This window comes from Kitasatospora sp. NPDC007106, assembly GCF_040634455.1.
GTDB lineage: Bacteria > Actinomycetota > Actinomycetes > Streptomycetales > Streptomycetaceae > Kitasatospora > Kitasatospora arboriphila.
In genome coordinates, this window is record NZ_JBEYFP010000061.1 from 1 (window position 1) to 20530 (window position 20530).

The window sequence follows — 20530 nt, forward strand, 5'->3', positions numbered from 1 at the left end:
GGCCCCTCGCGAAAGCGGGGGGCCTTCGACGTTCCCGGACCGGACCGGTTGTCCCGGCCGTCCGGGTCAGCGGCGCAGCAGGCGGTGCAGGGAGTCCTTCATCGCGGCCGTGAAGGACTCCCGCTGCCCGGCCTCCAGGAGGTCGAGCGAGAGGTACGGGTTGAGGTCCTCCAGCTCGACGAGCAGCAGCTCGCCGTCGGCGGTGCGGCAGGCGTCGACGCGCTGGATGCCGTGGTCGACGGTGTTCCAGTCCACGAAGTGCTGGGCGAAGGCGAGGTCCTCCGCGCTCGGGCGGTAGGGCGCGAGCTGCCAGCGGACGTCCTTGTCCGGGGTGTGCAGGGCGTACTGGAACTCCCGGTCGACGAAGTAGAAGGACACCTCGTAGCGGAAGTCGATCCGGGGCTGGACGAGCATGCCGCCGGCCGCGGCGATCTCGGCGATCCGGTCCGGGCCGACGACCTCCAGACCGATGGAGTCGGCGCCGAGCTTGGGCTTGGCCACGTACTCGGCGACGTCGGGGAGGCGGTCCAGGTCGTCCGGGGCCTCCGCGGTCGGGATGACCGGGTGGCCGCCGGCCGACAGGTCGAGCAGGTACTGCTTCCCGGCCATGTCCGCACGGCCGGTCAGCTCGTTGAACACACGGGTGCCGCGCCGCAGCGCCTCGGCCCGGAAGGCGTCGTACTGCTCCTGGTAGTGCAGCACCGGGCCGCTGTTGCGCACCACGACGCCGTCGAAGGAGTCCATCAGACCGGCCGCATCCAGCGGGTGGCACAGGGCGACGGCGAAGTCGGTGCGCAGCGCGGCGGAGAGGTGGGTGTCCTCGTCGCCGTAGCGCCGGCCGCGGGCCGGGTAGGTGAGGTCGGTCACGTACAGGATGCTCGGGCGGGCCATGGTGCTCCTCGTGCGGGCGGGTCCGGGCACCCTACCTGCCGCGTCGCGGCGGGGCCGCGGGCGAGGCGGGCACCCGGGACGGCACGGGTCGGCACGGAGCGGGTCGGCGCGGCGGCGGCCGCGAGGTGAGGGAACGGTAAGGAAAAATGGGACATAAGTCCCTAACGTCTGACAAGTCGATCAGGCAGGGTGGGACGGTCCATGCCGTCCGACGGGTGAGCGACCTTTGCGGGGCTCGCAGGAAGGGAACTCCGGTGCCCCGTACTTCGCAGCAGAGCGGTCCCGGCGCGCCCCGCGGACGGTGGTCCGGCCGCCGGACGGCGCAGCGGCGCAGCGGCTGGCGGCGGCTGGTCCCGACCTGGCGGGCGGCGCTGGCCGGCTCGGTGACGGCGGTGCTGCTCGCGGCCGGCCTGTTCGCACTGGGGCTGGCCCTGGTGCAGGTGCCGGACGCGCACGCCGCCGCGACGGCGCAGAGCAACACCTGGCTGTACTCCGACGGCACGCTGATCGCCCGGACCGGCCAGACCAACCGGCAGAACGTGCCGCTCGACCGGATCTCCCCCGCCGCCCGGCACGCCGCCCTGGCCGCCGAGGACCGCAACTTCTACCACGAGGGCGCCGTCAACCTGCAGGGTCTGACCCGGGCCGCGTTCAACACCGCGACCGGCAAGGCCACCCAGGGCGGCTCGACGATCACCCAGCAGTACGTCAAGAACACCTACCTCAGCCAGAAGCAGAGCGCCACCCGCAAGGTGAAGGAGCTCTTCATCGCGATCAAGGTGGACGCGACGGAGAGCAAGGACGACGTCCTCGCCGGGTACCTCAACACCGCGTACTACGGCCGCGGCGCCTACGGCGTCCAGGCCGCCGCCCAGGCCTACTTCGGCATCGACGCGGACCGGCTGGACGCCGCCCAGGGCGCCTACCTGGCCGCGCTGCTGAACGCGCCCAGCGCCTACGACGTCGCCACCGCCACCCCGCAGGGCATGCAGAACGCGACGAACCGCTGGAACTACGTGCTGGACGGCATGGTGCAGGAGCACTGGCTGTCCGCCGACGAGCGGGCCGCCATCCGGTTCCCCGAGGTGAAGGAGCCCAAGAGCGCGCCCGGCCTCTCCGGGCAGGCCGGCTACCTGGTCTCCGCCGCCACCGACTACCTGACCTCGCAGCACGTCCTGACCGACGCCCAGCTGGCCCAGGGCGGCTACACCATCACCCTGACCGTGGACGCCGAGCGGGAGCGGCAGCTGCAGGCCGCCGTCCGCAGCCAGCTCACCGGCAACCTCGACCCGGCGAAGCGCAAGAAGGACGCCGACGCCCAGGCGGGCGCCGTCTCGCTGGACCCGAAGACCGGGGCGGTGCTCGCGCTGTACGGCGGCAGCGACGCCACCCAGCACTGGATCGACAACGCGACCCGGCAGGACTACCAGGCCGGCTCCACCTTCAAGGCGATCGCGCTGGCCGCCGCGATGGACAGCGAGGCCCGCACCCAGGCCGGCCGCCGGATCACCGCCGACACCGTGTACGACGGCACCAGCGGACGGGCCGTCCGCGGCGGCACCGGTACCCCGTACGCCCCGCCGAACGAGGGCGGCAAGGACTACGGGCAGATCACCCTGCAGCAGGCCACCGACTGGTCGGTCAACTCGGTCTACGCGCAGCTCGCGCAGGACACCGGGCTGGAGACCGTCCGGAAGACCGCCGTCGCGCTCGGCCTGCCCGCCGACACCCCGGGGCTGTCCGCGGTGCCGTCCATCCCGCTCGGCGCGGCCACGCCCAGCGTGCTGCAGATGGCCGGGGTGTACGCGGCCCTCGACAACGACGGCAAGCAGATCACCCCGTGGCTGGTGAAGTCCGTCGGGGTGGAGGGCGAGCAGGTGCCGCTGCCCGCGCACAGCACCACCCAGGCGGTCAGCACCGAGGCGGCCCGGGCCACCACCGCGATGCTGCAGGGCGTCGTCGACGACCCGGGCGGCACCGGCTGGCGGGCCGGCGCCCTCGACCGGCCGGCCGCCGGCAAGACCGGCACCACCGACGACTCCCGGTCGGTCTGGTTCGTCGGCTACACCCCCGAGCTGGTGACGGCCGTCGCGCTCTTCGGCCAGGACCCGGCCACCGGCGCCCAGGTCACCCTGGACGGGGTCGGCGGCACCGGCGAGGCCGCGGGCGGCCGCTACCCCACCCTGATCTGGACCGCCTACATGAAGGCCGCGCTGTCCGGCGAGCCGGTCTCCGACTTCACGGCGCCTAAGCAGGTGCGCACCCGGCCGACCGAGTCCACGCCGACCGGCAGCGCCTCCGCGACCCCGTCCACCGCCCCTTCCTCTCCGGCCGCCAGTGCGCCGGCCGAGGACGACGCCACCCGGCAGCCCGAGCGCCCCTGGGCGTCGACGGGCGCCACGCCGGGTGCGGGCCGCCCCTGGACGGGGAGCGGCTCCTCGGGCGGCGGGACGGGCTCGGACGGTACCGGTGGAGGCGGCCTGCTCGGCTACGGGTCCGGCACCGGGGCGGGATCCGGCTCGGGCTCGGGCGGGACCGGGTCCGGTTCGGGCAGCAGCTCGGGCTCGGGCGGGACGAGCGGGACGGGGTCAGGTTCGGGGTCGGGGTCCGGCGGGACGGGCACCGCGCCGGGCGGCCGGGGGTAACTCGCACAGGACCATCACGTGAGATGGCGCCTTACCAAGTGCGTCCACGGACTGGCACAATGCGTCGGTGCGCAGCTCCTCCCCCACCCCGGCCCGCGGCATCGGCTCGCTCGGCCTCTCCCTCGCCCTGCTCTCGGCCTTCGCGTTCGGCGGCTCCGGCACCGCCGCGAAACCGCTGATCGAGGCGGGCCTCTCGCCGCTGCACGTGGTGTGGCTGCGGGTGACCGGCGCCGCCGTGGTGCTGCTGCCACTCGCCTACCGGCACCGGGACGCCGTCCGCCAGCGCCCGGGCCTGCTGCTCGGTTTCGGGCTGCTGGCCGTGGCCGGCGTGCAGGCCTGCTACTTCGCGGCGATCTCGCGCATCCCGGTCGGCGTCGCGCTGCTCATCGAGTACCTCGGCCCGCCGCTGCTGCTCGGCTACGTGAAGTTCGTGCAGCGCCGCCCGGTCTCCCGTGGGGCCGCGATCGGCGCCGGCGTCGCCGTCACCGGCCTGGCCTGCGTCGTCGAGGTCTGGAACGGGCTCTCCTTCGACGCGCTCGGCGTGGTCTTCGCCCTCGGCGCGGCCTGCTGCCAGGTCGGCTACTTCGTGCTCGCCGACGCCGGCCGCCGCGGCGACAAGCCGATCGACCCGATCGCGGTCAGCGCGTACGGCCTGCTCATCGGAGCCGTCGTGCTCACCGTCTTCACCCGGCCGTGGGAGGCGGACTGGAGCCTGCTCGGCGGCTCGGTCACCATGAACGGCCACAGCCTGCCCGCGGTGCTGCCCGCCGCCTGGATGGTGCTGGTCGCCACGGTGCTCGCCTATCTGACCGGTGTGGTCGCCGTCCAGCACCTGTCGCCGCCGATCGCCGGCGTGGTCGCCAACCTGGAGGCCGTGGTCGCGACCGTCCTGGCCTGGGTGCTGCTCGGCGAACACCTCGGCGCACCGCAGCTGCTCGGCGGCCTGCTGGTGCTGGCGGGCGCCTTCGCCGCCCAGACCAGCAAGTCCGGCACCGAACCGGAGCGGACGGTGGCCTCGGGCGGCGGCGCGTCCGAGCGGGTCGGCGGTGTCGGCGGTTCCGACGGTTCCGGCGGTTCCGGCGGCGACTTGGGCGTCGAGGACGCCCCGCAGGACGCCGTCCGGGGATCCGCCTGACCGGCTGAGCGGATGGGCCGGGCCCGGCCGGGTCCGCCGTTGGCCAGTCCGTGCTGGTGAGTCCGTGCTGGTCAGTCCGGTCCGCGCCGGTCAGACCCGTCGGTCCGGCGTCAGCGGCCGGACCAGCCGAACCAGTCGACGTGTCCGAGCGGCCACACCACGGCGGCGGCCGGGCCGACCACGTTCGCCACGGGGACGGCGCCGTCGCCCGGCCCGTCGCGGTGGTAGCGGGAGTCCGCCGAGTTGCTGCGGTGGTCGCCCTCCACCCAGACGTACCCCTGCGGCACCGTCACCGGCCCGAAGTCCAGGCCCGAGCAGGAGTCGTCGCCGGCGTGCAGGTACGGCTCGGCCACCGGGTGCCCGTCCACGCGCAGCACCGTCCCGGCGCACTGGACGGTCTGGCCGCCGGTCGCGATGACCCGCTTCACCAGGTAGTTGTCGTCCTTCGGCGGCAGCAGGCCGACGAAGCTCAGCACGGCGTCGAAGGCGCCGGGCAGGGTGCCGGAGGTGTCCGGCTGGTTCGGCAGCCAGTTCCCGGGGTCGCGGAAGACCACCGGCTCGCCCGGCTTCGGCTCCCAGCCGGTGAGGACGGCCAGCTTGTTGACGGCCACCCGGTCGTGGACCCGCAGCGTGTTCTCCATCGAGCCGGACGGGATGGTGAACACCTGGAACAGGCAGGTCTTGATCACCAGCGCCACCACCAGGCCGATGGCCGCCATCACCGGCAGCTCGACCCACCAGGGCCAGCGGCGCCGGGGGCTCCGGCCGCTGCCACTGCCGGTGTCGCTGCCGCCGTCGATGCTGCTGCCGCTGCCGGGGGTGGTGCCGGCGTCGGTGGCGGGAGTGGTGCCGGTGGGACCGTCCGGGCGCCGGGAGGGCTCGGGGCCCGTCGACGGCTCCGCGCCGGGGGTGCCCACGTAGCTGGTCATCTGCAGTGCCACCCTCCGCGCCACCGCCGGGCCGCGCCGGGGCCCGGCGGGCCGGCTCGGCGACTGCCCCGCCGGTGGGTCGAGATCGCCGGTCGAAGAGAACAGCACGCTAGCGCCGTGGGCCGTACACGGGAAATCCCGTATTTAGCCGCATCCGACATCCGGACAGGGGTTCGGCGAGGCGGCGCCGTGTGCGACTGCTCCGCATACGGCGGTGCCGTGTACAGACAGCATCCGGTCAGGAACGGGCGATGGCCTCGTGGTGCCGGATCACCTCGGCGATGATGAAGTTCAGGAACTTCTCGGCGAAGACCGGGTCGAGGTGCGCACCGGCGGCGAGTTCGCGCAGGCGCGTGATCTGCTCGCGCTCCCTGGCGGGGTCGGCCGGGGGCAGCTTGTGGTCGGCCTTCAGCCGGCCCACGCGCTGGGTCGCCTTGAAGCGCTCGGCCAGCATGTGGACGACCGCCGCATCGATGTTGTCGATGCTCTCGCGCAGGCTGGTCAGCTCTGCGCGGACCGCTTCGTCGACCTGCGCCATCGCCTCGGCGGCGTCCGCGGCGGCGACATCGGCGGCCACGGCGTCGGCGGCGGGGTCGGTGGGCTGATCGGTCATCGGACAATCGCTCCGGAGCTGGCGGGGCTGGACACGCCCGACGGCCGGAAACCGGCGCGGGCCTCGGCAAATCTAACAGGGGGCACCCCCCGAACTCCCACCTTTCGGACCAAGCGTCCACCATCCGGACATCCGGCGGCCCCGCGTGGCGGGTGCGGCCGAGCGCCCGTCCGGGCGGACAATCGCCGCGTAGGCTGGGCGCGGCGCCACAGGACGTGACGACCCAGCAGTTCTCCCAGCACTGGAGGTACCTGATCGTGGCAACCACCCGTACCGCACGCACCGCGTGGGAAGGCAACCTGCTCGAGGGCAAGGGCGTGGTGACGTTCGCCTCCTCCGGCATCGGGGAGTACCCGGTGTCCTGGCCGGCCCGCGCCGAGACCCCGAACGGGAAGACCAGCCCCGAGGAGCTCATCGCCGCCGCCCACTCCTCCTGCTTCTCGATGGCCCTGTCGCACGGCCTCGCCGGCGCCGGCACCCCGCCCACCAAGCTGGACACCCAGGCCGACGTCACCTTCCAGCCCGGCACCGGCATCACGGGCATCCACCTGACGGTCACCGGCGAGGTTCCCGGCCTCGACGAGGCGGGCTTCGTCAAGGCCGCCGAGGACGCCAAGGCCAACTGCCCGGTCAGCCAGGCCCTCACCGGCACCACGATCACCCTCACCGCCAAGCTGGCCTGACCCGCGACACGCCGTCGGTGACAGCGCTCCCAAAATCGTCGGAACGCTCCCACCGCCCCGGTGCCGCGACGCCCACCAGCGGCACACCGGACCTCCGTCCGCCCGGTCACACACCGGACGAGCAGGCCGTATGCGCACCCGCCCCCGTCCACCGCCGTTCCGCGGCGGGCGGGGGCGGTGCCGCGTCCACTCACGCTCCGTCAGAAAGCCGACGAATCACCCTGGCGGCGGTCGCCGCCGATTCTCCGCGACGCCTATGATCGGCGGCGGTGGCCCGACCCGAGGGGTTTCGATCGAGGGGTTGGATCGGACGAGGGCGTGGACCGCCGTGGACACGGACAACTGCACTACGGCAGCCGTCCGGATCAGCGGGAGCAGCGGACGGGAGCATGCCGTGCCGGGGCGAAACGAGGGGGTCGACGCACACCACACGGGTGTGCGGCACGAGGAGTTGAACCGGGCGCGCCACGGCCGCCCCGAGCCCCCGCACTCGCCGCCCGGGCGCCCCGAGCAGCACACCGCCGAGCGGGCGGGCACCGGGGCCCAGGCGGGCCCCGCGGGTCAGTCGCCGCCGGTGGGGCAGTCATCGGTGGGACAGTCGCCGGTAGGGCACTCGTCGGGCCGGCCGGGGATCGAACCGGCCCTGCCGGTCGAGCCGTTGCTCTCCTGTCCCACCTGCACCGGGCCGGTGGGCGGCAGCACCGCACGCCTGCTGGCCGCTCTCCGGGCGAGCGAGTCCCGCTTCCGGGCGGCGTTCGCGGACGCCGGCATCGGGATGGCCCTGATCGACGCGGACGACCGGATCATCGAGGCCAACCCCGCCTTCGCGGCGATGCTGGGCCGCGAGCCGTCGGACCTCGCCCGCACCCACATCCACGAGATCATCGAGCCCGAGGACACCCCGCGGCGCCTCTACCGGGACCTCGTGCAGGGCAAGCGGGACCGGCTGCGTGTCGAGAAGCGGCTGAAGCACCGGGACGGCCGCTCGGTGTGGAGCAAGGTGGCCCTCTCCCTGATCCGGGACGGCGCCGGGCACCCGCTCTACACCCTGGCCATGGTCGAGGACGTGACCGAGCAGCGGCTCCTCGGCGACCGGCTCGCCTACCAGGCCCTGCACGATCCGCTGACCCGGCTGCCGAACCGCACGCTCTTCTTCGAGCGGTTGGAGGCCGCGTTCCTCGCCGTCGGCGCCCGGACGGACCGCGGCCGGACCGAGCCCGGGGCGACGGCGGTGGCCGGCCCGGTGCCGACGGGCGGCAGCAGGCCCGCGGGCAGCGCCAGGCCCGCCGGCGGCGGCTCGGCCGGCGGCACGCTCACCACGGCCGCCGCGGCGCTCAACGGCTCCGGGTCGGGCGGCGCGGTGAAGGGCTCCGGGGGCGCCGGAGCGGGCGCGGTGAACGGTGCCCGTGCCGCCGGACCTGCGAACGGCTCCGGAGGCGCCGGCTCCGCGAACGGCCACGGTGCTGTCGGCACTGCGAACGGCTCCGGCGTACGCGGGGCCCCCAAGAGCGCGACGAACGGCGCCGCGCAGGCCGCCGACGGCGAGCGGCATCCCCGGATCGGGCTGTGCTACCTCGACCTCGACGGCTTCGCGGTGATCAACGAGACGCTCGGCCACCACGTCGGTGACCAGTTGCTGGTCGCGGTGGCCGCCCGGCTGGAGAACGGTTTCGCCCGTGGCGACCGGCAGCTGGTGGCCAGGCTCGGCGGCGACGAGTTCGCCGTCCTGATCACCGACAGCGAAGGTTCCGAGCAGCTCACCTCGCTCGCCGGCCGACTGATCAAGGCGCTGGAGAAGCCCTTCGAGATCGGCGGTCACCGGCTGGCCGTCACCGCCTCCGTCGGCGTGGTGGAACGGCCGGTCGAGGGCACCTCCCCGACCGACCTCCTGAAGGACGCGGACTCCACCCTCTACTGGTCCAAGGCGGACGGCCGCGCCCGGTGGACGCTCTACGACCCGGCGCGCGGCGCCCACCAGCTGACCCGGCAACTGCTCTCCACGGCGCTGCGGCCGGCCCTGGAGCGCGGCGAGTTCATCGTCGAGTACCAGCCGCTGGTCGGTCTCTCGGACGGGCTGGTGCACGGCGCCGAGGCGCTGGTCCGCTGGCGGCACCCCCGGTACGGCACCCTCTCGCCCGACCGGTTCATCCCGCTGGCCGAGGAGTCCGGCGCGATCGTGCCGCTCGGCAAGTGGGTGCTGGAGGAGTCCTGCAGACAGGCGAGACGCTGGCTGGCGGAGTTCCCGGACGCCGACACCTTCGTCAGCGTCAACCTGGCCGCCCGTCAGATCTGGGACTCCGACGTCGTCGCGGACGTGGCGGAGGTCCTGGACCGGACCGGTCTCCCCGCCGGACTCCTCCAGCTGGAAATCACCGAGAGCGCCCTGCTCGGCCCGGGCGGGCGCCCTATCCAGGCCCTGCAGGCCCTCGCCGACATGGGCATCAGGATCGCGATCGACGACTTCGGCACCGGGTACTCGAACCTCGCCTACCTCTCCCGGCTCCCGGTGCACGTCCTCAAGCTCGACGGCACCTTCGTCGAGGCCTTCCGCGACGCCGGGACGACCGGCCTCCCCGGCGGACGCTCCGCCTCCCCCGACCCCGACGGCGCCCGGGCCCGGCGCACCGAGGCGGACGAACAGATCGTCGGCGCCATGGTGCGGCTCGCCCACGCCCTCGGCCTGACCGTGACCGCCGAGGGCATCGAGAACGCCGCCCAGGCCGAGCGGCTCCGGCTCACCGGCTGCGACACCGCCCAGGGCTGGTACTTCGCCAAGCCCGGGGACGCCGAGATCGTGGCGGACATGCTCCGGGAGTGCCAACCCGACTGAGCCCGGCGACACCGCGATCGGCGGACCCGGATCAGCGGACCGGATCGACGGACCCGGATCAGTGAACCCGGATCAGTGAACCCGGATCAGCGGGCCGGATCAGCGGGCCGGGATCTCCGTGGGGCTCGGGTCGGCGGCGCCGGCGGCACCGCCGACGTTGCCGGCATCACCGGCGTCGACGGCCGCGGTCAGCCCGTACGCCTCGGCGATCAGGCCGTAGGAACGGTGGCGGGCCTCGTGACCGTGGATGTGCGAGGTGACCATGAGTTCGTCGGCGCCGACCCGCTTGCGGAGGGTTTCCAGGCCGTCGGCCACCTGCCCGGGGGTGCCGAGGACGACGTTGCCGAGCCAGCTCGCGAGGAAGTCCGCCTCCATCTCGGTGTAGGGGTGTGCCTCGGCCTCGTCCGGGGTGGGGATCAGACCGGGGCGGCCCTGGCGGAGCCGGAGCATGGCGAGGCCGGCGGACCGGGCCAGGCGCAGCGCCTCGGCCTCCCGGTCGGCGGCGACCGCGCTGACGCCGATTAGTGCGTAGGGCTCGTCCAGGACGGCGGACGGCTGGAACGTGCTGCGGTAGAGGTCCAGCGCCGGGACGGTGTTGGCGGCGCTGAAGTGGTGGGCGAAGGCGAACGGCAGGCCCAGCCGGCCGGCCAGTCGGGCGCTGAAGCCGGAGGACCCGAGCAGCCAGATCGGCGGCCGGGCCCCGCTCTGCGGGACGGCGCGCAGCCGGGCGTACGGGTGCCCGTCCGGGAAGTCGCCGTCGAGGAAGTGGGTGAGTTCGGCGAGCTGCTGCGGGAAGTCGTCGGCGCCGTCGGAGAGCCCGCGGCGCAGGGCCCGGGCGGTGGCCTGGTCGGTACCGGGCGCCCGGCCGAGGCCGAGGTCGATTCGGCCCGGGTGCAGGGCCTCCAGCAGGCCGAACTGCTCGGCGATGGTGAGCGGGGCGTGGTTGGGCAGCATCACGCCGCCGGAGCCCAGGCGCAGGGTGCGGGTGTGCGCGCCGAGGTGGGCGAGCAGCACGGCGGGGTTCGAGCTGGCGACCCCGGGCATGCCGTGGTGTTCGGCGACCCAGAAGCGGTGGAAGCCCCACCTCTCGGCCGCCGCGGCCAGCTCGGTGGTGGCGGTGAGCGCGTCGGCCGGCGAGTAGCCGGCGCCGACGGTGGCGAGGTCGAGGATGGAGAGCGGGGCGGGCGCGGACCCGCGGGCGCGTCCGCGGACGGGGTCGCCCGGTACCGTCTCCGTGGGGTTCTGGCTTCCGCCTGTGTGCTCGCCGCTCATGCCGCCCGTCCTCCTGGTCGCCGCGGGTTCCTGGTCGCCGGTCGGTCGACCGACGACGGAGGGACAACCTCCGTGCGGGCGGGCGTGTTCCCTCGTTCCCGAACCGATCGGCCGCCCCGTGCAGGCGGTGGTTGGCGACTTCATGCCAGCGCGGGAAGTCGCCAGCTCCTGATGTCGCGTCAGGAACGGCGATCGGGCAAAGTTACTCATCAGTGCGGTGCATGCATCACCGCGCTCCTGACGAAGACCACCGGGCTGGACCAGCACCGATGGTCCCCGCGAGCCCCCGGAGCGGCACCCCGCTCCGGGGGCTCGTGCCATGTGCCGACCGGTCGGGGGGCGCGGCTCCGCCGGGGCGCCCGCACCGGCTGCGGCTCAGCCGTGTGCCGTGAGCCGCGACACACGGGGGGTGCTTCATGGCATGAAAGTTCGACTCGCTAGCGTTACTCCCTGCAGCACTGCTCTCCCCCGGGCGGTCTGGAGGGAGTTCGACCTTGAACGCCGCAGCCGTACTCGGCCCGTCGTGGATCTGCGCACTGGCGCTGTGCGCCGTGCTCGGTGACGCGTTCCTTCCTTTCCTTCCGAGCGGAACGCTGGTGATCCTCGCCGTGCTCCGCACCTCCGAGGTCGAGGGTGCTCCGCTCCTGCTGGGCCTCGGGGTGGCCGTGGCCTCCTTCCTCGGCGACCTCCTGCTGCTGAACCTGGCCCGCCGCGGGGCTCCGGCCGTACGGCGCCGCCTGGCCCGGCGCCCCGAACTGGCGACGAGCGTCGAGCGGATGCAGGCGGCGCTGGCGCAGCGCACCAGCCGGGCCGCTGCGGTCATCGTGATCATTGCCAGGTTCGTCCCGGCCGGCCGCACCGTCCTCGACCTGGCGGTCGGGCACTCGCCGGCCTCGTCGCGGATCTTCCTCCGCTGGTCCGCGCTGGCGGCCGTGGTCTGGGCCGCCTACATCGTCAGCCTGGGCTGGCTCAACAGCCACTGGTTCGACACCGCCTGGCTGAGCCTGGTCGTGTCCTGCACGGCGGCGACGCTGATCAGCGGCAGCATCGCCCGCGTCATCCGCCGTCGGCGCCGCGCTGCGGCCGCCTGCTGAGCACCGCTGCTCCGACCTGATACGACCTGATACGACCTGATCGGATCCGGCCCGGTCCGGATTGGGCCCGGGTCCGCCCCGGCCCAGCCCGGTCCGGGTCGCAGGCCGGGGACAGGGGCAGGGGCGGCCCGGTCGGATCGGCACGGTGACCGCACGGACCTCCCCTCGGCTCTTCGGCCTCTCTGACCCCGCATCGGCAGCGATCGGCCCGCCGCGCTTCCCGACGATCTGTCTCAGGACCGCAACAGTCGGGTCGGTGGTGCAGCCGCCATGGGTATGAGCTGCGTGGTGGCCTGGGGGTGGACAGGCGCGCTGTACCGACCTGAGCGCTCATGACATCCTTGTACAGGAATACAGATCAATTGTCCGATTATGTCGGCGCCGTCCGGATGCCTCCTGGTGTCCGGACGTCTGCTGGGTGCGGGCACCACGCGGGTAGGGGAGACCATGAGCAGCATCTCGCGGAGGGCAGTGCTGAGTGCCGGGGCGGCCACTGCGGCTCTCGGCGCTGTCACCGCCTGTTCCAGCGGCGGCGGGGCGAAGGCCAAGGGTTCGGGCCCCGGCGGCGGTTCCGGGGACGGCGCCGGCAGCACCTCGACGGCGAAGCCCGTCAAGGGCACGCCGCTCGGCGACGGCTCGACCTCGGACAGCGGCGCACAGCCGAACCAGCCCAAGCCCGAGAAGCTGAAGCCCGGTGAGCAGCCGCCGCAGTTCGTGGTGTTCTCCTGGGACGGCGCGGGCGCCACGGACGACGGGCAGTTCAGCCGGTTCCTGAAGATCGCGGAGGAACACAAGGCGTCGATGACCTTCTTCCTCTCCGGCATCTACACGGTGCCGAAGGAGAAGTCGAGCCTCTACCACCCGCCGCGCCACCCCGTCGGCGCCTCGGACATCCCGTTCCTCTCCGAGAACGCCGTCCGGAACACCATCAAGCTGATCAGCCAGGCCTGGCTGGCCGGCCACGAGATCGGCACGCACTTCAACGGCCACTTCTGCGCGCGTCAGCCCGACGACGGCAACGCCGTGAACAAGTGGACTCCCGAGGACTGGGAGAACGAGATCCAGCAGGCCGTGTCGTTCGTCACGCAGTGGAAGACGAACACCGGCTTCACCGACGTCGATCCGCTGCCCTTCGACTACAAGAAGGAGCTCATCGGCGGCCGCACGCCCTGCCTGCAGGGTCAGAAGGGGCTGCTGCCGACCGCGGCGAAGCTGGGCTGGAAGTACGACGCGAGCTCGCCCGGCGGCCTGCAGATCTGGCCGCAGAAGGTCCAGGACGGCAAGATCTGGGACTTCCCGCTGCAGGGCATCCCGTTCCCCGGGCACAGCTTCCAGGTGCTCTCCATGGACTACAACATCCTCGCCAACCAGTCGCACGGCTCGACCAAGGGCGACCCGTCCAAGCACGCGGAGTGGCAGGCCCAGGCCCGTGACGCCTATGTGGCGGGCTTCAACCGGGCGTACACCACCAACCGGGCGCCGCTGTTCATCGGCAACCACTTCGAGCAGTGGAACGGCGGCATCTACATGAACGCCGTCGAGGACACCATCAAGGAGATCGCCGGCAAGCCGGACGTCCGGCTGGTCTCGTTCCGGCAGCTGGTCGAGTGGCTGGAGGTCCAGGACCAGTCGACGCTGCGCAAGCTCCGCACCCTCGGCGTGGGCAAGGCGCCGACGGGCGGCTGGGGAAGCTTCCTGGGGACGGCGGGCTGAGCCCTCCTTCCTGGCCCTCCCGGCGCCTCCCTGGGCCACCCCGCATCCCGGTCTCCCGGGCCACCCGCACCTCTCCGTTCGACCCGCTCCGGCCGGCCTGCTCGGGCGGGCCTGCTCGGGCGGGCCGACTCAGACCGGGCGCCGTCGCCGGCTCGAACCGTCTCCGACGGATCCGGGCCGGCGACCGGCCTTCCACGGGTCAGCCGAGGGCCGCGCCCCGCAGCAGCCGGTCGATCACGGCGGCTGCACCGTCCGCCCCGCCGATGATCGAGTAGTGGTTGGTGCCGGGGACGGTGGCGGCGGGGACGCGGGTTTCGTCCAGACCGGCCGACCTGAGGCGCGCCGCGTCGTAGAGCCCCTGCGGTTCGTTCAGCAGCCCGCGTTCGGCCCAGAGCAGTTCGGCGGGGCAGGGCAGTTGGTGGACGGCGGCAGCTGCCTCCTTGTCCAGCAGCACCTCGCGGCCGTCCTGCCGGATCGCCTCGGGGACGCAGGAGGAACGGAGTCCGGGCTCCGTCCCGACGAGGTCGCGCTGGGTGTAGGCGTCCATCCGTGCGGTCCACCCGTCGACGAAGGCGGGGTGGGCCTGCCAGAACTCCCGGTACGCCTGCCGGTCCGGGAAGGTCATGGACAGCCGTGCGAGGGCGGGGCCGAGGACCGCCGCCAGTGCGTCGTCCTCGTGGACCCCTGCGGGGAGCGGGAAGCTCACGGCTCCGTCGACCAGCAGGACCCGGCTCACCAGCTCGGGGTGGCGTACCGCGGTCAGGGCGCAGACCCATGCCCCCATCGAGTGCCCCACCAGGTGGGCCGGGCCGAGGCCGAGGGTGCGGACGACCTCCGCGACGTCGTCCGCGTGGCGGGCGAGGCCGAACGGGCCGTCGACCGAGCGGCTGTCCGCCCGTCCCCGGAGGTCCGGAGCGATCAGGGCGGCCCGGCCGGCCAGCCGGTCGGCGATCTCGCCCCAGGCCAGGGCGTTGGCGGTGATGCCGTGGACGGCGACCACCGTGGGTGCGTCCGGCACCCGGGCCGGCCAGCGCAGGACGGCCAGGTCCCCACCGGGCACGGGGACGGACAGTTCGTCGTGCACGGGTCCTCCGGAGATGCTCACGCTGCCTCATTTCCACGGATTCGAACAGGCACGGCCGAGCCGGCACGGGCGGCACGGAGACGGGCGGGCAGTCTAGCCAGGCCGCCCGGCAGGAGGTAGACCACCACGACGAACAGGCCGCCCAGCAGGAAGAGCGGCTGGGAGAGCGGGACGCGCAGCACGGCGGGCAGGTCGGCGACGGCGGCGGAGTTGGCGAGGTCGCCGAGACGGTGGCCGGCCCAGGTGTAGAGGACGCCGCCGAGCAGCGGACCCCAGCGCGTGCCGGATCCGCCGAGCACCACCATGACCAGCAGCGCGAGGGTGGCGTCGGAGGTCGCGGCCTGCGGGGTCGCGCCGCCGGTCAGCAGCAGGTACACGACGCCGCCGGCGCCGGCCAGGGCTCCGGCCACGACGAAGGCGATCAGCTTGTAGCCGTACGGCCGCAGGCCGAGGACCTCGACGCGTCGTTCGTTCTCCCGGATGCCGGCCCAGACCCGGCCGATCGGCGAGCCGACGGTGACGTGGACGATCGCGAGGGTGAGGACGAGGTACCCGAGCGCGATCCAGTAGAGGTTGGCGGTGTTGCCGATGCCGACCAGCGAGGACGGCAGCAGGTCCGCGGGGGCGGCGCGCCCCTCCTCGCCTCCGGTGAGGCCGCCGGGGTTGCGCTGGACGAGGATCGCCCCGGCCTGGGCGAAGGCGAGCGTGACCATGGAGAAGCCGATGCCGGTGACCCGGAGGCTGACCGCGCCCAGCAGCACGGCGAGCAGGGTGGCGCAGGCGATGCCGGCGGCGGCGGCCGGCAGCAGGGGGAGGCGGAGTTCGAGCATGGCGAGGTCGGTGCAGTAGAGACCCGCCGCGAAGTAGAGGGCGTGGCCGAAGGAGAGCAGGCCCGTCCGGCCGAGGAGCAGGTCGTAGCCGGTGGCGAGGGCCCCGTAGAGGAGGCACAGGGCGATCAGTTGGAGGCTTCCGGGGCTGCCGAGCGGCCCGTCGAGGAGCCCCGGGACGGGAAGCGCACTGTATGGGGCGACAAGGAACAGGATCAGCAGGGCGATCGGCCACCAGCGTAGTGCTCGACGGAGCGGAGTCGAGCCGTCACCGAATGATTCACCTGTTCGAGGGATGGTGCGACCACGTCCTGGTGTTCCAGAATCTCCGTCAGAAGCACCGCCGGGCAATGAGACTGTGACGCCCGTCGGGCTCTCGGTGCCCGTGGTCGAGGAGTTGGCGGTCACGCGAGCCTCCCGGTGAGTCCGCGGGGCCGTACGAGGAGAAGTACGGCGAGGAGTACGACGACGGAGAGATCGCCCAGCCCGGCGGCGGTGTAGTAGTTGGCGAACTGCTGGACGAGGCCCACTGCGGCCGATGCGACGGCGGCACCGGTGACCGAGCCCATGCCGCCCATGACGACCACGACGAAGGCGAAGATCAGCAGACCGGTGCCCTGGCCGGGGTTGACGGAACCGAAGTAGAGACCGGCGAGCGCGCCGCCGAGTGCGGCGGCGGCTCCGCCGATGGCGAAGACCAGGGTGAACGCACGACGCACGTCGACACCGAGGGCCGTGACCATGGCGCGGTCCTCGACACCGGCCCGGACGATGAGGCCGTACCGGGTACGGCTCAGGAAGAGGCGCAGCAGCACCAGCACCACGAGGGCCGCGCCCATCAGGACGAAGCGGTTGACGGGGACGACCGCACCCAGCAGCGAGACGGTGCCGGCCAGCGCGGCCGGCGGTTGGAAGGGACGGGCGTCGGCGCCCCAGATGCCCATGATCAGGGCGGGCAGCGCCAGGCCGACGCCGACGGTGGCCAGGATCTGGTCACGAGGACGACTGTAGAGGGGCCTGATCACGGCCAGTTCGAGTAGGACGGAGGCGGCGGTCCCCGTAGCGGTGCCGAAGAGCACCGCCGGCCAGAAGCCCACCCCCGCCTCGGCGGAGGCCCACCACGCGGCGTAGGCGCCCACCGACAGCAGGGCCCCGTGGGCGAAGTTGAGCACGTCCATCAGACCGAAGATCAACGACAGCCCGGAGGCCACCAGGAAGTAGAGGGCGCCCAGACCGAGACCCGTACAGACGAGGAGGACGACGGTGTTCATGGAGAGGTCACCTCCGTAGCGGATTCGACGGGACGGGGGGAGTCGTCGGCCGCGGCCTGCGTGGCGGCAGCAGAAGCGCGCCTGCTGCCGACGCCGAGCAGTCGGCGCGAGGCCTCCTCGTCGGCCAGCAGTTCGGCGGTGTCGCCCTGGTGGACGGTCCGGCCGTCGGCCAGGACGGTGCAGCGGCCGGCCAGCCGCCTCACCAGTGCGAGGTTCTGTTCGACGAGCAGGATCGGCACCCGTTCCGCCGCCCGGGCCAGGACCTCGGCCACCTCGGAGACGATCTTCGGTGCCAGACCCTTGGTGGGCTCGTCGGCAATGATCAGCCGGTTGCGGTTGAGCAGGGTGCGGCCGATCGCCACCATCTGCTGCTGGCCACCGGAGAGGGTCCCGGCGGCCTGTCGGGCCCGCTTCCGCAGCTCGGGGAAGAGCTCGTGCACCAGGTCGTAGGCGGGCTCGGCATCACGCTCGGCCAGCCGGAGGTTCTCGGCCACGGTGAGCCCGGCGAAGATGCCGCGGTCCTCCGGGGCGTAGCCGATGCCCTGGCGGACGACCAGATGGGTCGGCAGTCCTGCCAGTTCGACCCTGTCGAAGAGGAGGCTTCCCGACCTCGGCACCAGACCCATGACCGCCTTGGCCGTGGTGGTCTTGCCCGCGCCGTTGCGGCCGAGCAGCGCGGTCACGCCCGTGGGGGCCACGTCGAGGTCCACGCCGTGCAGGATGTGCAGGCCGTCGATGACCACCCGCAGGTCCCGCACGGCGAGCAACGACCTCGGCATCTCCGCGGCACCCGCCGCCCGCCCGTCCACCGTCGTCTCCCGATACTGCGTCAGAGAGGGGTCGTCCGTCACGGCGCCTCACCCAGGTATGCCTGCTGCACGGTGGGGTCCGCCATCACCGCGGCAGGCGTGTCCAGTGCCAGAAGGGTGCCGTGGTGCATCACGGCGAGCCGGTCGGCGAGACCGAGCAGGACGTCCATGTGGTGTTCCACCATCAGCACCGTCCGGCCAGACTCCCGGTGCACCGAGCGGATCAGTTCGGTGAGGGCCGGGACCTCCTCCGCGCTGACGCCGGCCATCGGTTCGTCGAGCAGGATCAGCCGCGGTTCGGCGACCAGCAGCACGGCCAGTTCGAGCTTGCGCTTCTCACCGTGCGAGAGGGCGTTCGCCACGGTGTCCGCCCGGTGCCCGAGATCGGTCCGTTCCAACGTCTCGGCGACCTGGGCGGAGTACCGGTCGGCCCGGCGCCAGAAGCGGTAGGAGGCGGCCGGCCCGGCCGCGCCCTGCGCAGCCAGCCGTACGTGCTCGGCGACCGCCATCCCACCCCACAGCGAGGAGGTCTGGAATGTCCGCCCGATCCCGCGCCGGGCCCGTGCGTGCACGGGCAGGTCCGTGATGTCCGCCCCGTCCAGTTCCAGCGTGCCGTGACTCGCCGGGTAGATCCCGGAGATCAGGTTGAACAGGGAGGTCTTCCCCGCGCCGTTGGGTCCGATGAAGGCGACGAACTCGCCCTCTCCCACGGTGAAGGAGACGTCCTCCACGATCGGCACACCCCGGACCGACCAACCGAGCCCCGTCAGCCGCAGGACGGGCTCGGCGGTCCGCACGGCGGCCGTGCTCCCGCCCACCGGCCGCGGGACACCCGCCTGCCCGGAAACACCCGGCTGCCCACGCAGGCCCGCCTGCCCGGAGAGGACTGTCTCCCCGGGGAGGCCGGCAGCGGCACCGGACGGCCCCGCGCCGGGCCCCGATGCGGATGGCTGCTCCACGATCAGCCGACCATGGCGAGGACGGGCGGCGCCACCTGCTCGGCGGGCAGGACCTTCTCCACGGTGGGCTTGGCAGCGGCACCGCTGCCGGTCAGCCGGACCTGGAACATCGGCTGCAGCAGGGCGTGGTCCTCGGCGCGGACGGTGAGGTGGCCCTTCACGCCGTCGAAGCTCCACCCCTCCAGGGCCTTCACCAGGGCGGCGGTGTCGTCGGCGGAGCCCTTGTTGGCCTCGACCGCGTGCACCACCATCTGGGCGGCGGTGAAGCCGTCGGGGGTGAAGATGTCCGGCTTGCTGCCACCCTTGGCGACGGCCTCGGTCATCGCCTTCTCGATGTCCGTCCCGGCCGCACCGGCGAAGTAGTGGTTGAGGAAGGAGATCTTCTCGCCCGCCGGGCCGAACAGCGGGTACGAGGCGGCGAGGTCCAGGCCGGTGACCACCCGGGTGGAGGAGAAGACGTCCTGCTGGTTGAGCGAGGTCCACAGGGCGGAGGCGGTCTCGCCGGCCCAGGCCACGAACAGCAGGTCGGGCTTGGCGGCCTTGGCCTGGGTGGCGAACGGCGTCAGGTCGGTCGCGCTGGGTGGGGCGAGGACGGCGTCGACCGTGGCGCCCTCCTTGCCGAGGACGGCCTTGACGGCGGCCACGTTGGCCTGTCCGAAGGCACTGTCCTGGGCCAGCACCGTCACCTTCTTGCCCTTGGCGTCGCCCACGAACGAGGCCGCGGTCAGGGTGTCCTGGTAGGACTGGCGGCCCGAGCGGAAGGTGTACTTGTTGAGCGCGGTGACCTTGTCGGCGGCGGCCGGTCCGCTGATGAAGAGCACCTTGTTCTGCGCGGCGAAGGGCGCCACCTGCAGGGCCACGCCGGAGGCGGTGGAGCCGGCGAGGATCTTGTAGCCCTTGCCGATCAGCTCCTTCGCCCCGGACACCGCCTTGGCGGGGTCGCCGGCGTCGTCCTGCTCGACGAACTCGATCGGGTGCCCGTCCACCTTGCCGGTGCCCTTGGTCGCGTAGTCGAGTCCTGCCTTGAAACCCTCCAGGTACTGCTTGCCGTACGCGGCCAGCGGGCCGGTCTTGGAGTAGAGCAGGCCGACCTTGACCGGGCTCGAAGCCCCGCCGTTCCCGTCGGCGGAGTCCGTCCCCGCCGTACCGGCCTTGGCGCAGCCGACCGCCAGCACGCCGCAGGCCGCCAGGACGGCGATCCGCCGCCCGATGTGCCGCGGCCCGCCCGCAGCACCGCCGCCGGAGGCCGCGGTGCCTCCGGCGGCTCCCGGGGCCGGGGCGGCCGTGGACGCGGCCCGGACCGCACCGATGGATCTGACGCGGGGAAGTGCTGTGTAGCGCATGGCGGCCGGCTCCTGGGGATCGCTGCGGGGGTGGATGCCGGAACCGTAGGAGTGCGGCCGGTCCGGGGACATATGGTCGGACGACGCACCGACCGCCCCGGCTGTGTGTCCCTCAGCCATGTCGGAGCTCCGCAGGGCGATCCGTGTGGCACGGCCCCATGGCCGGGGCGCACCGAATGTCGGGCGCCGCCATGGATCCGGCCGGGCCCCGCGGCGAGGGTGGAGGAGCCCGACCGGCCCCGACCGGCCCCGACCGGCCCGCCGACCACGCCTGATCACCGTCAGCGCTGCGCCCGGCCCGGCACCCCGCCACGGTCCCCGGTCCCGGGCACCCGAACGCTCCCGCCCGTCCCACCGCGGCCCACCACCGGCCTTCGACCCAGCCCGCCGCCCAGCGCTACGCCGGCCCCCGGCGCGGCCCACCGCCCGGGC

The 20530-nt window shown here is 73.2% G+C and carries 16 protein-coding genes; 6 read left to right on the top strand and 10 right to left on the bottom strand.

The window, feature by feature from the left end; genetic code table 11:
* Nucleotides 1-66: 66 nt before the first annotated feature.
* Nucleotides 67-891, bottom strand: coding sequence for a hypothetical protein (locus ABZ641_RS09185; protein ID WP_359980330.1), 825 nt, complete (start codon nucleotides 889-891; stop codon nucleotides 67-69).
* Nucleotides 892-1145: 254 nt separating this feature from the next.
* On the opposite strand from ABZ641_RS09185, the gene ABZ641_RS09190 reads away from it, so the two are divergent.
* Nucleotides 1146-3536, top strand: coding sequence for a transglycosylase domain-containing protein (locus ABZ641_RS09190; protein WP_359980333.1), 2391 nt, complete (start codon nucleotides 1146-1148; stop codon nucleotides 3534-3536).
* 67 nt (nucleotides 3537-3603) lie between these two features.
* Nucleotides 3604-4671 (top strand): EamA family transporter, encoded by a 1068-nt coding sequence (locus ABZ641_RS09195; RefSeq protein ID WP_359980336.1) that lies wholly within the window; start codon nucleotides 3604-3606, stop codon nucleotides 4669-4671.
* A gap of 110 nt (nucleotides 4672-4781) precedes the next feature.
* On the opposite strand, the gene lepB is transcribed toward ABZ641_RS09195, so the two are convergent.
* On the bottom strand, nucleotides 4782-5600 hold the full coding sequence (gene lepB / locus ABZ641_RS09200; protein WP_359980339.1) for a signal peptidase I: 819 nt from the start codon (nucleotides 5598-5600) through the stop codon (nucleotides 4782-4784).
* 238 nt (nucleotides 5601-5838) lie between these two features.
* Nucleotides 5839-6138 carry a chorismate mutase gene (locus tag ABZ641_RS09205; RefSeq protein WP_344627099.1) on the bottom strand — a complete coding sequence of 100 codons (300 nt, stop codon included), beginning with the start codon at nucleotides 6136-6138 and terminating at the stop codon, nucleotides 5839-5841.
* A gap of 332 nt (nucleotides 6139-6470) precedes the next feature.
* Between ABZ641_RS09205 and ABZ641_RS09210 the strand changes: the two genes are divergently transcribed.
* Nucleotides 6471-6896: an OsmC family protein gene (locus ABZ641_RS09210; protein WP_030275780.1), complete on the top strand. Its 426-nt coding sequence runs from the start codon at nucleotides 6471-6473 to the stop codon at nucleotides 6894-6896.
* A gap of 688 nt (nucleotides 6897-7584) precedes the next feature.
* Nucleotides 7585-9726, top strand: coding sequence for an EAL domain-containing protein (locus ABZ641_RS09215; RefSeq protein ID WP_359980342.1), 2142 nt, complete (start codon nucleotides 7585-7587; stop codon nucleotides 9724-9726).
* Nucleotides 9727-9825: 99 nt separating this feature from the next.
* Here the strand turns inward: ABZ641_RS09215 and ABZ641_RS09220 are convergent, their stop codons facing one another.
* Nucleotides 9826-10998: an LLM class flavin-dependent oxidoreductase gene (locus ABZ641_RS09220; RefSeq protein WP_344627092.1), complete on the bottom strand. Its 1173-nt coding sequence runs from the start codon at nucleotides 10996-10998 to the stop codon at nucleotides 9826-9828.
* A gap of 494 nt (nucleotides 10999-11492) precedes the next feature.
* On the opposite strand from ABZ641_RS09220, the gene ABZ641_RS09225 reads away from it, so the two are divergent.
* Together ABZ641_RS09225 and ABZ641_RS09230 are read left to right on the top strand one after the other, a co-directional pair.
* Nucleotides 11493-12092 carry a hypothetical protein gene (locus ABZ641_RS09225; protein ID WP_344627091.1) on the top strand — a complete coding sequence of 200 codons (600 nt, stop codon included), beginning with the start codon at nucleotides 11493-11495 and terminating at the stop codon, nucleotides 12090-12092.
* Nucleotides 12093-12539: 447 nt separating this feature from the next.
* Nucleotides 12540-13805 carry a hypothetical protein gene (locus ABZ641_RS09230; protein ID WP_344627090.1) on the top strand — a complete coding sequence of 422 codons (1266 nt, stop codon included), beginning with the start codon at nucleotides 12540-12542 and terminating at the stop codon, nucleotides 13803-13805.
* A 199-nt stretch (nucleotides 13806-14004) separates the two neighbouring features.
* Here the strand turns inward: ABZ641_RS09230 and ABZ641_RS09235 are convergent, their stop codons facing one another.
* From ABZ641_RS09235 to ABZ641_RS09260, 6 genes are all read right to left on the bottom strand, one after another.
* Nucleotides 14005-14910 (bottom strand): alpha/beta hydrolase, encoded by a 906-nt coding sequence (locus tag ABZ641_RS09235; RefSeq protein WP_344627089.1) that lies wholly within the window; start codon nucleotides 14908-14910, stop codon nucleotides 14005-14007.
* Nucleotides 14907-16013: a branched-chain amino acid ABC transporter permease gene (locus tag ABZ641_RS09240; protein WP_344627098.1), complete on the bottom strand. Its 1107-nt coding sequence runs from the start codon at nucleotides 16011-16013 to the stop codon at nucleotides 14907-14909. The genes ABZ641_RS09235 and ABZ641_RS09240 overlap by 4 nt, the downstream gene beginning before the upstream one ends.
* 107 nt (nucleotides 16014-16120) lie before the next feature.
* A complete protein-coding gene (locus ABZ641_RS09245; RefSeq protein ID WP_344627088.1) occupies nucleotides 16121-16987 on the bottom strand; it encodes a branched-chain amino acid ABC transporter permease in 867 nt (288 codons plus the stop codon).
* On the bottom strand, nucleotides 16984-17766 hold the full coding sequence (locus tag ABZ641_RS09250) for an ABC transporter ATP-binding protein (RefSeq protein WP_359980346.1): 783 nt from the start codon (nucleotides 17764-17766) through the stop codon (nucleotides 16984-16986). Before ABZ641_RS09250 ends, ABZ641_RS09245 begins: the two co-directional genes overlap by 4 nt.
* Nucleotides 17767-17834: 68 nt before the next feature.
* Nucleotides 17835-18593 (bottom strand): ABC transporter ATP-binding protein, encoded by a 759-nt coding sequence (locus tag ABZ641_RS09255; protein WP_359980349.1) that lies wholly within the window; start codon nucleotides 18591-18593, stop codon nucleotides 17835-17837.
* A gap of 164 nt (nucleotides 18594-18757) precedes the next feature.
* Nucleotides 18758-20098, bottom strand: coding sequence for a substrate-binding domain-containing protein (locus ABZ641_RS09260; protein ID WP_359980351.1), 1341 nt, complete (start codon nucleotides 20096-20098; stop codon nucleotides 18758-18760).
* Between the last annotated feature and the right edge of the window lie 432 nt (nucleotides 20099-20530).